Origin of the sequence: Pseudomonas sp. MWU16-30316, from assembly GCF_020515645.1 — a bacterium.
In the GTDB taxonomy this organism is placed as follows: Bacteria; Pseudomonadota; Gammaproteobacteria; order Pseudomonadales; family Pseudomonadaceae; genus Aquipseudomonas; species Aquipseudomonas cerasi.
This window is the reverse complement of record NZ_JAIZAZ010000001.1, coordinates 921,786-935,448: the sequence shown is the minus strand read 5'-3', so window position 1 is coordinate 935,448 and position 13,663 is coordinate 921,786. Positions and strand designations below refer to the sequence as shown.

Annotated in this window: 9 protein-coding genes; 3 read left to right on the top strand and 6 right to left on the bottom strand. The window is 61.2% G+C overall.

What is annotated here, in order from left to right:
- Window positions 1-66 precede the first annotated feature (66 nt).
- Window positions 67-3,072, bottom strand: a complete 3,006-nt coding sequence (locus LCH65_RS04320; protein WP_188056798.1) for an autotransporter serine protease — start codon at window positions 3,070-3,072, stop codon at window positions 67-69.
- A gap of 647 nt (window positions 3,073-3,719) precedes the next feature.
- Window positions 3,720-5,285, bottom strand: coding sequence for a PAS domain-containing methyl-accepting chemotaxis protein (locus LCH65_RS04315; RefSeq protein ID WP_054082172.1), 1,566 nt, complete (start codon window positions 5,283-5,285; stop codon window positions 3,720-3,722).
- 243 nt (window positions 5,286-5,528) lie between these two features.
- On the opposite strand from LCH65_RS04315, the gene LCH65_RS04310 reads away from it, so the two are divergent.
- Window positions 5,529-5,876, top strand: a complete 348-nt coding sequence (locus LCH65_RS04310; protein ID WP_003363282.1) for a topoisomerase DNA-binding C4 zinc finger domain-containing protein — start codon at window positions 5,529-5,531, stop codon at window positions 5,874-5,876.
- Between the two features lie 32 nt (window positions 5,877-5,908).
- Here the strand turns inward: LCH65_RS04310 and LCH65_RS04305 are convergent, their stop codons facing one another.
- The 3 genes from LCH65_RS04305 to recQ all read right to left on the bottom strand — a co-directional run bounded on the left by LCH65_RS04305 (window position 5,909) and on the right by recQ (window position 10,872).
- Window positions 5,909-8,119: a FimV/HubP family polar landmark protein gene (locus LCH65_RS04305; RefSeq protein ID WP_226439185.1), complete on the bottom strand. Its 2,211-nt coding sequence runs from the start codon at window positions 8,117-8,119 to the stop codon at window positions 5,909-5,911.
- A 95-nt stretch (window positions 8,120-8,214) separates the two neighbouring features.
- Window positions 8,215-8,649 carry a MarR family transcriptional regulator gene (locus LCH65_RS04300; RefSeq protein WP_003363288.1) on the bottom strand — a complete coding sequence of 145 codons (435 nt, stop codon included), beginning with the start codon at window positions 8,647-8,649 and terminating at the stop codon, window positions 8,215-8,217.
- Between the two features lie 93 nt (window positions 8,650-8,742).
- Window positions 8,743-10,872 (bottom strand): DNA helicase RecQ, encoded by a 2,130-nt coding sequence (gene recQ, locus LCH65_RS04295; RefSeq protein ID WP_003363290.1) that lies wholly within the window; start codon window positions 10,870-10,872, stop codon window positions 8,743-8,745.
- Between the two features lie 177 nt (window positions 10,873-11,049).
- Here recQ and LCH65_RS04290 point away from each other — a divergent pair, with 177 nt between their 5' ends.
- Together LCH65_RS04290 and LCH65_RS04285 are read left to right on the top strand one after the other, a co-directional pair.
- Entirely contained in the window at window positions 11,050-11,637 is a 588-nt protein-coding gene (locus tag LCH65_RS04290) for a YecA family protein (protein WP_003314545.1), read from the top strand.
- A 10-nt stretch (window positions 11,638-11,647) separates the two neighbouring features.
- Window positions 11,648-12,061 (top strand): YbaN family protein, encoded by a 414-nt coding sequence (locus tag LCH65_RS04285; RefSeq protein WP_060708097.1) that lies wholly within the window; start codon window positions 11,648-11,650, stop codon window positions 12,059-12,061.
- A 38-nt stretch (window positions 12,062-12,099) separates the two neighbouring features.
- On the opposite strand, the gene pap is transcribed toward LCH65_RS04285, so the two are convergent.
- Window positions 12,100-13,596 (bottom strand): polyphosphate:AMP phosphotransferase, encoded by a 1,497-nt coding sequence (gene pap / locus LCH65_RS04280; protein ID WP_003434319.1) that lies wholly within the window; start codon window positions 13,594-13,596, stop codon window positions 12,100-12,102.
- Window positions 13,597-13,663: the final 67 nt, after the last annotated feature.

The following is a 13,663-nucleotide window of genomic DNA, read 5'->3' as shown; positions in this document are numbered from 1 at the left end:
GCACGAATCTCCGCGCGCATGCATCTGCATGCGCGTCGTTCTTTTGGTTTTAGGGTTGCGTACTGCTTAGAACTGCCAGTTCAGACTCAGGCCCACACCGTGACTTTTCTCACGACTGGCCAGTTGGCCGCTGTAATCGAGGCTGATCCTCGCCTCTTTGCTCAACGCCAGGCTGGCATGAGCACCCACCAGCGCAGCGTCACGCACCAGTGGCGAGCTTTCGATAGCGAAGCTGCTGCCACCGGAGGCAAACGCCAGATGCTGCTCGGAATCGGTGTTGCTCAGGTTGTGCTGCCAGCCGAGGCTGCCGGACAGGTCGACCTTCTGGCGGTCGCTGATCGCGATGCTCTTCAGGGCACGCAGGCCCAGGGTACTGAGTACCGCATCACGGTTGTCGCTACCGGCAGACAGCGCTGCAGCGTCGCCCTTCTCGGTGAAGCCATCGGTGTTCAGGTGGACATAGGCCAGATTGGCGAACGGCTCAAGCGTCGCAGGTTGCAGATGAATGCGATACGCCGCCTCGGTGAACACTTGGGTGCTCTGTGCATCGTGTTTGGTTTTCTCCTTGCCCGCTGCGCCGCCGACCTGCACGTCGCGTTGCGCATCGATGCGATGCCAGCTGTGTGCGGCGCCGAGGGTCAGGCGCAGTGCGCCGATTTCATGGCCGAGGTAAGCGCCCAGATGGTAGCTGTCCACCGAAGCCCGGGAATGCGTGCCGGAGCCCATGTTCAACGAGCTGTCGCTGTAACCTGCGACAGCGCCCAGACGGGTGTCATCGGCAAGGTTGCCATCGACACCGGCCAGCAGCCCGCCTATCGAGGAGGTGTAACCGGCGGTGTCGTCGCGCGAGTCGGTCTTGCCCCATGCGCCCAGGGCTTTGAGCCAGACGTTGTCTTGTGCGGCAGTGTTGCCATCGGTGCCAAACACGCTGGCGCCCAGGCGCTCACCCACCGCATCGCGGACCTGGCGGCTGTCGTTGATCAGCATGCTGCCGATGGCCGGGTAAATTTCGCCGGACAATTGCTGGAAGCTGTCGCGTGCGGAGGCCGCGCTCTGGGTAAGCAGCAGGTTTTCGTACACCGCGTTACCGGCGCCGAGTTGTTCGGCGGCCGTCGCCACGGCAGCCTGATTAGGAGTTCGCGCCACGCTGTTGAAAGCGGCGGTTTGCTCAACGTTCAGTGCCACGCCGGTGGCTGCGTAGTCGAGTCGGCCACCGAGGAAGGCGTAGTTGGAAGAGACGCTGCCAAACTGGCCGTTGATACCGTTGGCGGCTTGCAGCACGCTGTACTGGCGACCTACCACGCTTTGGATCGGTGCAGAACTCAAGGCCACTGGCGTTGTATTCTCCAGAGCCAGCGTCATGTTCGCGCCTGACACGGTAGCGCTGCCAGTGGCGACGATGCGGTCACTGGCGGTCGGTGAAAGCTCCACGGCGTAGGTCGAACCCGGCTCGAGGGTCACATCACCATTGACCTGCAATGTACCGATGGAATTGCCCGGCGCGACGATACCGCCGTTGCGCGCTGTCAGCCCGCCGATCTGGCCATTGCCGCCCAGTGTGCCGCCGGCATTGACCTGCACGGCTGACACCAGCGACCCATTGACCGACAGCACGCCGCCATTGACCAGCGTGTCACCGCGATAGGTGTTGGCGCCGTCGAGAATCAGGCGGCCTGCGCCGGATTTGATCAGGCTGCCCTGATACTGGCGTTGCGCAGCAGCAGCGGCGCGAGCGGTGCCGGTGGCGTAATCGGTCTGATCCTGCTGGCTGGCGGTGCCGGCAACGCCGTTCTGCCAGCCTCTGCTGATCAGGGTTTGCTGCCAGGTGGCCTGCTCGGCGCTGTCCTCGGCCTGACGCTGGATCAGCGCCTGATCGGAAATATCGTTGCTCCACACATCAGTCAAACCTGCGCCCAGATTGGCATCGAAGGTGCCGAGCAATTGGCCGGGGCCGCGCATCGCCCGTTCCAGATTTGCCACACCCCAGCCGACGCTATTGGTCGGTGCCTGGGTGATCGAACCGTCGAGCTGGGTGGCGGTGGTCAGCAGCACTTGCAGCGCCTGCTCGTTGTTCATGTACGGGAAGCGCTCCATCACCAGCGCCAGCGCGCCAGTGGCATGCGGCGCGGACATGGAAGTGCCGGATTTAATGCCGTAGCCACCGCCCGGCACGGTGCTGTTGACCAGCCGACCGGGCATGGTGATGCACCAGTATTTGGACAGGCCGCACTGGTTGTAGCGTTGACCGTTGCTGCTGTCGAGGCCCGACACGGCCAGCCAGTGGCCTTCGAGGTCCGGCTCGAAAAACGGCAGCGACGCCCGCACGCTGGCATTGGCGTAACCGCTGTTGCCGGCGCTGAACACGTTGATCACACCCTTGCGCGAGACATTCGCCGCTTCGTCCAGCCAGGTGCCGCGGTTGTAGTGTTGTGCGTAGGCAGCGCGCACGCCTGCTTCGGTGGCGTAGGTCACGTCGGCCGGCTGGCTTCCCCAGCTGTTGTTGATGGCGCGCACGCCGGCATCCGCCAAGGCGCCGTACACCGCCTTGAAATACTGCGGGTCGGGGTTGGGGCCGAACAGGAAGCTGTCATTCTGGTTGGTGTTGCCGACGTAGATCTGAGCGTTATACGCCACGCCGTGCATGCCGACGCCATCGCGCGCCGCGCCCATGGTGCCGGTGACGTGCGTGCCGTGGGTGTCGTTGTTCGGGTTGATGGCACCGGTGATGCTGAACGGCGAGCCGTCAACGTAAGTACCGGTAGCGGTGACTGCGTGGTAGCGGGATGGCGTGGCTTCCGGGTGGGACGGGTCGAAACCCGAGTCCAGCGCACCGATCTTGACGCCGGCCCCGGTGATGCCAGCGGCGTAAGCCTGATCAGCCTGGATACGGCCCAGCCCCCAATCGCTCTGGAATTCTGCCGACCGCCAACTGGCCGCGTCACCCGGCTTGCCCTGTTCGACATAGTCAGCATAAGCCGAGCAGCCAAACGTAAAAGACAGCGCACAAAGCGCGCCTGTTGCTACAGGCTTGAACGAATAACGGACAACACCCACGCACTTCGACTTTTGCATCCCTGCACACCTGATACTGGTTGGCTCTTGATTGAGCGATTCCAGAACATAGTCTGCAGTTATGCACTTGGCAACAGATTTATTTCAATTCTGATACAAGTTTAAGTACATAAGGATAATGCATTACTGGATATATAGTTCAGTGATATCCGTTTGAATGTATTGAGTTTTTTTGTTTTCTTGATATGGAGATAATTGAATTGAGTAGTGGCAATTTAATTGCACGCCCTCCACTTTTTCTAGTTTTCCAGCCAATATCTTCAACAACTTCAGTTAAGCGCCTTATTTATTCGGATATACCAATAATTGTCCGACAATAATTGATAATCACCCAAATGGAGTCTGCTTTACGGCAAACAGATGACGCGGAGCGTCATGAACTGCATGCCCACGCGGAGCGATGGGCACGATAGGTGGTGGGGTTGGGTTTTGCGTAAACGCACGCAGCCGCAATACCCCCGACTCTCGTTACCAGGCTGCGCGTGGTAATGCCGCTCAGGACGCTCTGTGTCCAATCCAGAGAGTGCGGAACAGCGCAAGATTCCGGGGTCTGCGATCAGCGTACATGGCCAAATCCAACGCAGATCATCGTTACCACGCTCCGCGTGGTAATGCCGTTCCGGACGCTCTGCGTCCTCTGCGCATGCTTAGCGACTGAACCGCTCGGCCAGGCTGTGCAGGTAATGCGCCATTTCTTCCAGCTCGCTGCTGATCTGCGAGCCTTGCTGCGCCTGGCTGGCACTTTCATCGCAGAGTTGCGCGATGCGGGTGATTTGCTGGCTGATGGTTTCCGCAACGTGGCTCTGTTCTTCAGACGCCGACGCCATCTGCTGGCTCATGCCGGTAATGCGGGTCACCGACTGGCTGATGCCATCCAGCGCCTTCTGCACGGCTTCAACACTGGCGACACTCTCCTGAGAGATCTGCTCGCCCTTGCTGGCGGTCTGTACCGCTCGATCGGCGCCATCGCGCAGCGAGGTGATGATTTGCTGGATCTGCTCGGTCGACGACTGCGTGCGAGACGCCAGTGAGCGCACCTCATCAGCCACCACTGCAAAACCGCGTCCCTGTTCACCGGCACGCGCCGCTTCGATGGCCGCGTTGAGCGCCAGTAAATTGGTTTGCTGAGCGATCGAGGTGATCACATCGACCACACTGCCGATCGATTGGGTCGCGTCAGCCAGTTCCCCCACAGCGTTGCCAATGTCGGTCACCGAGGTGGCCATGTGTCGAATCGCCAACAGGCTTTCATCGGCCAGACCACGCCCTTGCTGTGCCAGCTTGTCGGCTTCTTCGGCAGCATGGGCAGTGTTCTGCACGTTGTGGGTGACTTCCTGAATGGTCGCCGCCATCTGGTTGATGGCCGTGGCTGACTGATCGGCCTCACTGCGCTGCTGATCCAGCGACTCGGCCTGGCGCAGGGACAATTGCGCTGACCGCCCGGCATGCTGGCGCACGCTTTCCCCGGTATCCGCCAGACGCGTCAGGGCCGTTTGCAGGCGCGCCTCTTCGCTGAGCATGGCCAGGTCGAGCTGCGCCTGCGGGCCGCGATTGTCGCTGTAGGTCAGCGCAATCAGTGCACTGGTGAAGGCCTTGGGGTGTTCTTCAAGGGTTTTGCGGATGCTGCTGCGCTGGCGCACTTCAAGAAAAACGCCCAGCACAACCATCACAATCGGGATCATGATGATCGACGGCAAATCGTCGAGCAGGTAGACACCCACAGCCAGCGCAAGCGCGCAGAGGATCATCGGTAACTGACGAATCAGGTGATAGGTCGCTGAGCTGCTGGCGGAAACTGCCGACTTGCCCGCCCGCAAGCGCGCATACAGCGCTTCGGCGCGCCGCACCTGATCGCGGGTCGGCAGCGAGCGCACCGACTCGTACCCGATGATCCGGCCGTTTTCGTACACCGCCGTCACATAAGCGCTGACCCAGTAGTAATCGCCCTGCTTGGAGCGGTTCTTGACCACACCCATCCACGGCTTGCCCTGCTTGATGGTTTCCCACATATGCGCAAACACCGAGGCTGGCATGTCCGGGTGGCGCACGAGGTTATGCGGCTGCCCGACCAGCTCTTCGCGAGTGAAGCCGCTCAGCGTGACGAAGGCGTCGTTGCAATAAGTAATGTGGCTGTTGAGGTCGGTGGTGGAAATGAGGCGTTCAGAGGCAGGGAAAGTCCGTTCAGTCTGCGTGATAGGCATGTTGACGCGCATTGATAATCGCTCCGTGATGATGCTGATACTCCGGGCAGCTGTTGAAGGTGTAGCACTGCCTTTCAAAGTGACAACCGATCGTCATGATGCACTGTTATCGCCCACACGACTCAGGGATTTAACAGCTAGCGGGAATACGCTGTTCAAGAAACGTCAGGCATGGTGGCGAAATCAAGTGTTTGCGCCACGACGAGGATGCCTGCACCATGCTGCCCTGATCGCGACCCGACCCAAGGCACTCCAATGGCACGCAACGCAGCCTCTGCGCTGAACGCACTGATCAAGACCCTGCGCGAGTTATTGAGCCGGGTTGCAGGAGGCACGCCGCAGCGACAGCACCCGGAGCCCGCTGCGCCTGAAGCGCTCCCGCCTGAACCGCAAGTGCCTGTCAAAACCCGCCGTGCCAAACCCGGCAAACAGCCCCGCACACCTGCGCTGCCAATACCCACGGCAAAGCCGGCGGCGCCTGCGTGTCCGCATTGCCGGAAAACCATGGTGATCAAGGTGGCCCGCACCGGCAAGAACGCCGGAGAATTCTGGGGTTGTGTGGCCTATCCGAAATGTCGGGGGATCCGACCGATCTTTCGCTAAACGCCAGACCGGTCGCGCCTCGACAGCGTCGCTCAGGTAATGCTGGCCAGCAGCTCGCGCGCCATGCGCTGATGCTCTTCGTCGGACTCGTCAATGACTTGCTGGAGGATTTCACGGGCCGATTCGAGATCGCCGTCCTCAATCAGCACCTGCGCCTGATTGATCTGGCTGAGGGGCGGTTCTTCCAGATCCAGCAGGTCAAAATCGGCGTCATCGTTCATGAAGCTGTCGAGGAAATCGTCGCTCAGGCCGTCGGCGGCAGAAGGCGCAATGACCTCGACAGGCTCCACGATTTCGGGCTCGGAAAAATCACTGAGGAACTGTTCGTCCGAGAGTTCGAAGACTTCCGGCAGCTGGGTCAGGTCCGATGAAAAACCGGGGTCGACTTCAGCGGGCGCTGGCGCAGCGGCAGGCTTGGCACGCGGCGGCGGGCTGTCGAACGGGTCGACCAGATCCCAGTCGGCGTCCATCGACAGGTCATCCAGGTTCAACTGAAACTCGTCGGTATGCTGTGGATTCAGCGCCGCAGCAGCGCTTTCATCCAGCTGCGCGGCGGGTTTTGGCTCAGGCTCGGGCTGCAGGTAGAGCGCAGGCTCGGGTTCGGATTTGTCGAACGACAATGTGCTGGCCGCCACTGTGACAGCCGGGACGACCGCCGCCACGGGAGCGACCTCGGCAGCCTTGAGCTGTGGGAAGCGATCACGAATATCCTGAATGGTCTGCGGGTCGACACCATGCTCCAGCGCGGCCTGTTCTTCGCGAACGAAACCGCTGCCATCGCCCTGCTCCGCCAGCAACTCCAGCAGGCGGATGCGAATGTCATCACGCTCGGGCTGGGTTTCCAGGGCGCTGCGCAGAATGCCCATCGCCTCGGTGAAGCGTCCGTAGGCGATGTAAATGCTCACGCCATCCAGCGCATCCGGAGCAGAGCCTGGCGAGCGTTGCGCTGGCGACGGTTTGGCCGGTGCCGGTGACGGGGTCTGCACCACGGGTTGCGGCGCCACCGCAGGAACTTCGAACACAGGAAGCATGGCGGCCTGCGCGGGCTTGATCAATGGGTCGTCCGGGGTAACGGCGGGCGCTGCTGAGTCCTTGCGCTGCTGACGTCGTTTCGAATAAGCAAACGCCACCAGCAGAAGCACGATCAATACGGCAGCGAGCAGTATCGGCAGGCTCAGGAATGAGTCGTCACCCGATGCAGCAACAGGCTGAGCAGGAGTGGCCGGCGCAGCCGCAGGTGTTGCAGGTGCAGGCGTGGCTGTTGCAGGTGCAGATGGCGTGGCAGCGGATTGCGCGGCGGCCAGATCGCTGCGCAAGGCGATGATCTGTTTGTCCTTGCCGCTCATCTGCTCTTGCAGTTCCTGAGTCTGAGCCTTGAGCGCCTCCAGCGACTGAGCCAATTGCTGGTTTTCGATGGCCGCAGCCGACAACTGCTCGGCGGTACGCTGCAATTCAGCAGGTTTTGGCGACGGCGCAGCAGCGCTTGCGGCAGGCGCTGCGGCGGTTGGCAATACGGCTGCGTCCGGCAGCAACAGGTCCTGGCCGACTTTAAGCGCAGAACCGGCGCCTGCGGCAAATACCTGTGGGTTGAGCGAACGAATACCGTCGGCCAGCTGGCTTGCCGACACCTTATTGCCCGGCCCCTGCAAGCGGCTGGCGATACCATTGAGCGTGTCGCCACTGGCGACCGTATAGTGTTTGCCCTGCACGGCCGCCGGTGGCGCGACCGGCATGCGGCTTTCCGAAGCGGAGGTGGCCGAGCGCTGCTGGTTGCGACTGCGCGTGGCGGCCAGACCTTGTGCCGAAGTGGCAGGATCAAGCAACACCGTATATTCGTGCAGCAAATCGCCATTCGGCCGCGCCAACTGGACGAGAAAACTCAAGTAGGGTTCGGTAACCGGCTTGCTGGAAACCACCCGGATCACACCGCGGTCACCGCGCAGTACCGGCGTGAAGCGCAGGTCATTGAGAAAGAACACACGTTCTATACCCGCCTTGGCGAACGCTTCAGGCGATGCGAGCCGGGCGATCACGTCTTCATTGCTCAGACCGCCGGTTTCCAGCAACTGGATCTCGGCATTCAATGGCTGGTTGAGCGCCGAGTGCAAGGTGATTTCACCCAGGCCCAACGCAGACGCCAGCGTAGAGCAGGTCAGCAACGAGACCGCCAGCACGCCCTTGCCCAACGCCATGCGCGCCCTGCGACCTGCACCTTCGACAGCAGCCAGTGAACTCTTCAGCATGCGAACCCTTATGGAAACCACGGCAGGCTTCTCACGTAATCAGATGGACGTCAGTATCCGTTGAACGATTATGGTTGAGAATACGCAGCTTCGTCTCAGGATCTTTCCAGATTGGCGAGAATCTGCGAATGCACGCGCATGCTGACGCGCAAATCCTCTTCGCTCACGCCCTCGAACAGCTCGATGCGCAAGACATTGGCGATGTTTTCAATTTTTTCGATCAGGGGCAATGCCGTGTCACTGAGCAGGATCTTCTTCGCACGTCGATCCTCGAGCACCGCCTGACGCTGAACCAGGCCCTGCTTTTCAAGACTGTCGAGCAAACGCGCCAGGGTGGGGCCTTCTACGCCTACGCTTTGCGCCAGCTCGCGCTGGGTGGGCGGCTCGGTGAAGCGCGCGAGGTGCAGCAGGACCAGCCAGCGAGCCTGAGACAGGCCAAGATCGGCCAGCCTGCGATCCAGCTCGGCACGCCAGCCTCGCGTGAGGTGTCCGAGTTGCATCCCGAAACGATGTTCATCAGTCATTGGCATAAGGAAACTCGTGATTCAAACTAATTATTAGCGAGCTAAGCATGGTCCTTATGTTCAAGCAAGCACGGGACGGTGACGCTCCGCCGCACGCTGTTATACCTCAAACTCCGATTGCAGCGCTGCACGCACGCAATACAGCACGCCCTCAGGCACCCGCCCGGCGAACTGCTCGGCAATCGCCGACACCGGCGGCAGTTCTCCTTCGCCATCGAGAAAAGCGTCCTGCACCTCACCCAGCAGGTCCTCCGGCAAGTCCAGCGCCTGCTCGATGGATAACTGCTGCTTGCCGATGGCCTCGGCCAGCAGGGTGTAGACATTCTTTTCCGAGCACTGCAACTGACCGGCGATCTGCGTCGGGGTCATGCCCGCGCGCGCCAGGCTGATCAGTTCGTGACGCACATCGGCGACCACGCGTGGAGCCTCGGCCTTGCCACTGAGCACTTCAAGAAAGGCCTCGCCATAACGCTCCAGCTTGCGCGCACCGACGCCGCTGACCTTGGCCATCTCGGCCATTGATCCGGGCTTGCTGCGCAGCATTTCCAGCAGGGTCGAGTCCGGGAAAATAACGTAAGGCGGGACGCCGTGCTCTTCAGCCAGCTTGCGGCGCAAGGCACGCAGGGCTTCCCACTGCTCGCGCTCTTCGCCACGCACCAGTTGACTGGCGGGGCTGCCGGAGCTGCTTCGAGACGTGGTTTGTGGTTTGAGGTCCTTGCGCAGTTCCAGAGAAACTTCGCCACGCAGCAGAGGGCGGCACGTCTCGCTGAGGCGCAGGCCGCCATAGCCTTCAAGGTCGATGTCCGCCAGACCACGCGCAACCAGCTGGCGGAACAGCGAGCGCCACTCGGCCTCGGTGCGCGCCTTGCCCACCCCGAATACCGACAGGTGCTGATGGCCGAAGCTCTCTACCTTGTCGTTGGACTTGCCGAGCAGCACGTCGACCAGATGACCGACGCCATAGCGCTGGCCGGTTCGGTAGATGGCCGACAGCGCCTGACGCGCAGGTTCGGTGGCATCCCAGGTCTGCACGCCATCGACGCAGTTGTCGCAATGGCCGCACGGGTTGGGCATGTCTTCGTCGAAATAGGCCAGCAGGGTCTGTCGACGGCAACGGGTTTCTTCGCACAGGGCCAGCATGGCATCGAGCTTGTGCTGCTCCAGCCGCTTGTGACGTTCGTCGCCTTCGGAGTTCTGCAGCATCTGCTTGAGCATCAGCACGTCTTGCAGACCGTAGGCCATCCAGGCATCGGCGGGCAGACCGTCACGCCCTGCCCGGCCGGTTTCCTGGTAATAAGCCTCAAGCGATTTGGGCAGGTCCATGTGCGCCACGAAGCGCACGTTGGGCTTGTCGATGCCCATGCCGAACGCGATGGTGGCGACCATGATCAGCCCTTCCTCGTTGAGAAAGCGCTTCTGGTTGGCCGCTCGGGTTTCGGACGGCAGACCAGCGTGATAAGGCAAAGCAGGGTAGCCGTTTTCACTGAGGAAGACGGCGACCTCATCGACTTTCTTGCGCGACAGGCAATAGACGATACCGGCATCGCTGCGGCGCTCGGAAAGGAAGGCCAGCAACTGTTTGCGCGGCTGTTCCTTGGGCACGATGCGATAGAAGATGTTGGGCCGGTCGAAGCTGGACAGAAAGCGCTCGGCGTTCTGCAGGTGCAGACGCGTGACGATTTCCTCCCGGGTGCGCTTGTCGGCGGTGGCGGTCAGCGCGATGCGCGGTACATCCGGAAACAGCTCGGCCAGTTGCCCCAGTTGCAGGTACTCAGGGCGGAAGTCATGGCCCCATTGCGACACGCAGTGCGCTTCGTCGATGGCAAACAGGGCGATCTTGAGGTTTTGCAGGAATGACAGCATGCGTGGCTGGACCAGACGCTCCGGGGCGAGGTACAGCATTTTGACTTCGCCCAGACGAATGCGATTGGCCAGGTCACGCTGCTGCTCGGCGCTGAGGGTCGAGTTGAGTGCAGCGGCCGACACGCCCAGTTCATCCAGCGTCGCAACCTGGTCGTCCATCAGCGCGATGAGCGGCGACACAACCACACACAGCCCGTCACGCAACAGCCCCGGCACCTGAAAACACAGGGACTTGCCGCCACCGGTGGGCATCAGCACCAGCGCATCACCACCGCTGGCTACACGCTCAATAATGGCACCCTGGCGACCACGAAAGCTGTCGTAACCGAAGATGTCTTTAAGTACGCGTTGTGCCTGCTCAAGCATAAAAAACCCCGGAATATCCTGCTGCACTGCAAAACGGAGGAGTATACCCGAGCGCTCGGGAGCAATGGATGACTGGGACATGAGCGGTCGAAATTAACTGCAATTGGCCTGCGCGCTGGCGCCACGGACGCTCAGGGCCTAGAATCCAGCATCGTTTATTTTCAAGGTAGCGCTTCCATGTCCTTCGCTGAGCAATTAACCCGCCTGCAAGTCTTCCTCGATGCAGATGAACTGCACGAAGAAGCACTGGACTACGTGGCCGCGCATGGCTACCTGACCGCCTTGTCCATCTGCGCTGAAGAGGTGCCGGAGCGCGAGTGGATCGACGCACTGTTCTCCGAGCCGCCGCAGTACTCCAGCGAAGCGCAACAGACAGAAGTCGAAGCGACGCTGATTGCCCTCAAGGCTCACATTGCCCGCCAATTGGCCTCGGACGAAGAGTTCGAGCTGCCGTGCGATCTGGACCTGGGCGACGACCCGGATGATTCCGATCTGCGCGGCTGGTGCATCGGCTTCATGGAAGGCGTGTTCCTGCGTGAAAACGCATGGTTCGAAAGTGCTGAGGAAGAAGTCAGTGAAATGCTCCTGCCGATCATGGTCGGTTCGGGTCTGTTCGACGAGCAGCCGGAGTTCGCCGACATCGCCCAGGACGCCAACCTGATGGACGACATGATCGTGCAGATCCCCGAAGCGCTGACCGCCCTGTACCTGCTCTGCCAGGCACCCGACGAAAAGCCGGCGATCCTCAAGCCCCGCCATCACTGAGTCGGCGCCTATGGCGCAAGGCTCACCGCGCACCAGCCGTCACAGAGCGGTGCGCTATCTACTTGTAGCGGTAGGCTGGCTGAGCGTGGTACTGGGCGTCGTCGGTATTTTCCTGCCGGTGCTGCCCACCACGCCCTTTCTGCTGCTGGCCGCTGCCTGCTTCGCGCGCAGCTCTCCGCGCTTCTACGACTGGCTGGTCAACCACCCGAAGCTCGGCCCGTGGATTCGTGATTACCTCGAAGGCAACGGCATCCCGCTCAAGGGCAAGGTGTACGCCATCGGCCTGATGTGGCTCAGCATCAGCCTGTCCTGCTACCTGGTTCCATCACCCTGGGCACGAGTCTTCATGCTGACCAGCGCAGTGCTGGTGACGATCTATATCCTCAGGCAGAAGACGCGAGCACCGGGCAGTTGCAAGAGGTAGCGCCGAGCAACGCCGACGCCACCGCAACACTCAGACCATCACTTCTTCTTGTCCTTGTCGAAGGCCGCTTCCAGCGCTTCGTTGAGGGTGCGCAACACCTTGACCCTGGCCCAGCGCTTGTCGTTGGCCTCAATCAATGTCCACGGCGCGATTTCGGTGCTGGTGCGATCCACCATGTCGCCGACCGCCTGGCGGTAGTCAGGCCATTTCTTGCGGTTGCGCCAGTCGTCCTCGGTGATCTTGTAGCGCTTGAAAGGGATCTTTTCGCGCTCCTTGAAGCGTTCCAGCTGGGTCTGCTGATCGATGGCCAACCAGAACTTGACCACCACAACGCCTGCGTCGGTGAGCTGCTCTTCGAAGTCATTGATTTCCGAGTAGGCGCGCTTCCAGTCCGACTCGCTGCAAAAGCCCTCGACGCGCTCGACCAGCACACGGCCGTACCATGAACGGTCAAAAATAGTGAATTTGCCGCGCGCCGGTATCTGCCGCCAGAAACGCCACAGATACGGTTGCGCGCGCTCGTCCTGGGTCGGCGCGGCGATCGGTACGATGGCGTATTGGCGCGGGTCCAGTGCCGCCGCAACGCGACGGATCGCACCGCCCTTGCCTGCCGCATCGTTGCCTTCGAACACTGCCAGCAGCGCGTGGCTTTTCATGCGCTTGTCGCGCATGTTGCCGGACAGCCGCGCCTGCTCGGCAATCAACTGCTGCTGATAGTCGTCCTTGCTCAGGTTCAGGCTCAGGTCGAGGCTGTCGAGCAGCGTCAGCTCGTTACTGTGAATCGCCAGCGGCCCGACCGTCAGCGCAGCGGTCTCGGGCTCGGCCTTGTTCAGCGCGGCCTGCATGCCTTCCAGCAACAGGCGGCCGACGGTCAGGCTACGGTAGTTGGCGTCCACACCCTCGATCACATGCCAAGGGGCGTATTCGCGGCTGGTGCGACGCAGGACCCGTTCGCCGAAGCGCACGAACTTGTCGTAGGTCTTGGACTGCTGCCAGTCCAGCGGGCTGATGCGCCAGCTGTGCAGCGGATCATCCTTGAGGGTCTTGAGGCGCAGCTTCATCTGTTTTTTGGACAGGTGAAACCAGAACTTGAAGATCAGCGCGCCTTCATCGCAGAGCATCTTTTCCAATCGCTCGGCACCGCTGATGGCCTGATCGAGTACCGCGTCCTTGAAGCGACCGTGAACCCGGTCCTGGAGCATCTGGCTGTACCAGTTGCCGAAGAAAATACCCATGCGGCCCTTGGCCGGCAATTGCCGCCAGTAACGCCAGACGGGCGGGTGAGCGAGTTCTTCGTCGGTCTGCTGATCGAAGGTGCGCACCTCGATCAGGCGCGGGTCCATCCATTCGCTGAGCAGTTTGACGGTCTCGCCCTTGCCTGCGCCCTCTATGCCGTTGATCAATACGATGATCTGTCGACCGGCCTGCTCGTGCAGGTCTATCTGCGCTTCCAGCAACGCTTCACGCAGTTGCGGCAACGCTGCCTCGTACGTCTCATCGTCAATGGCATGACCGATTTCAGCGGATTCAAACATGCACAGCTCCTGATTGATGTTGGCTCAGAGAACGCCTGATGGAGATTGTGACCATTGATTGCAGGCA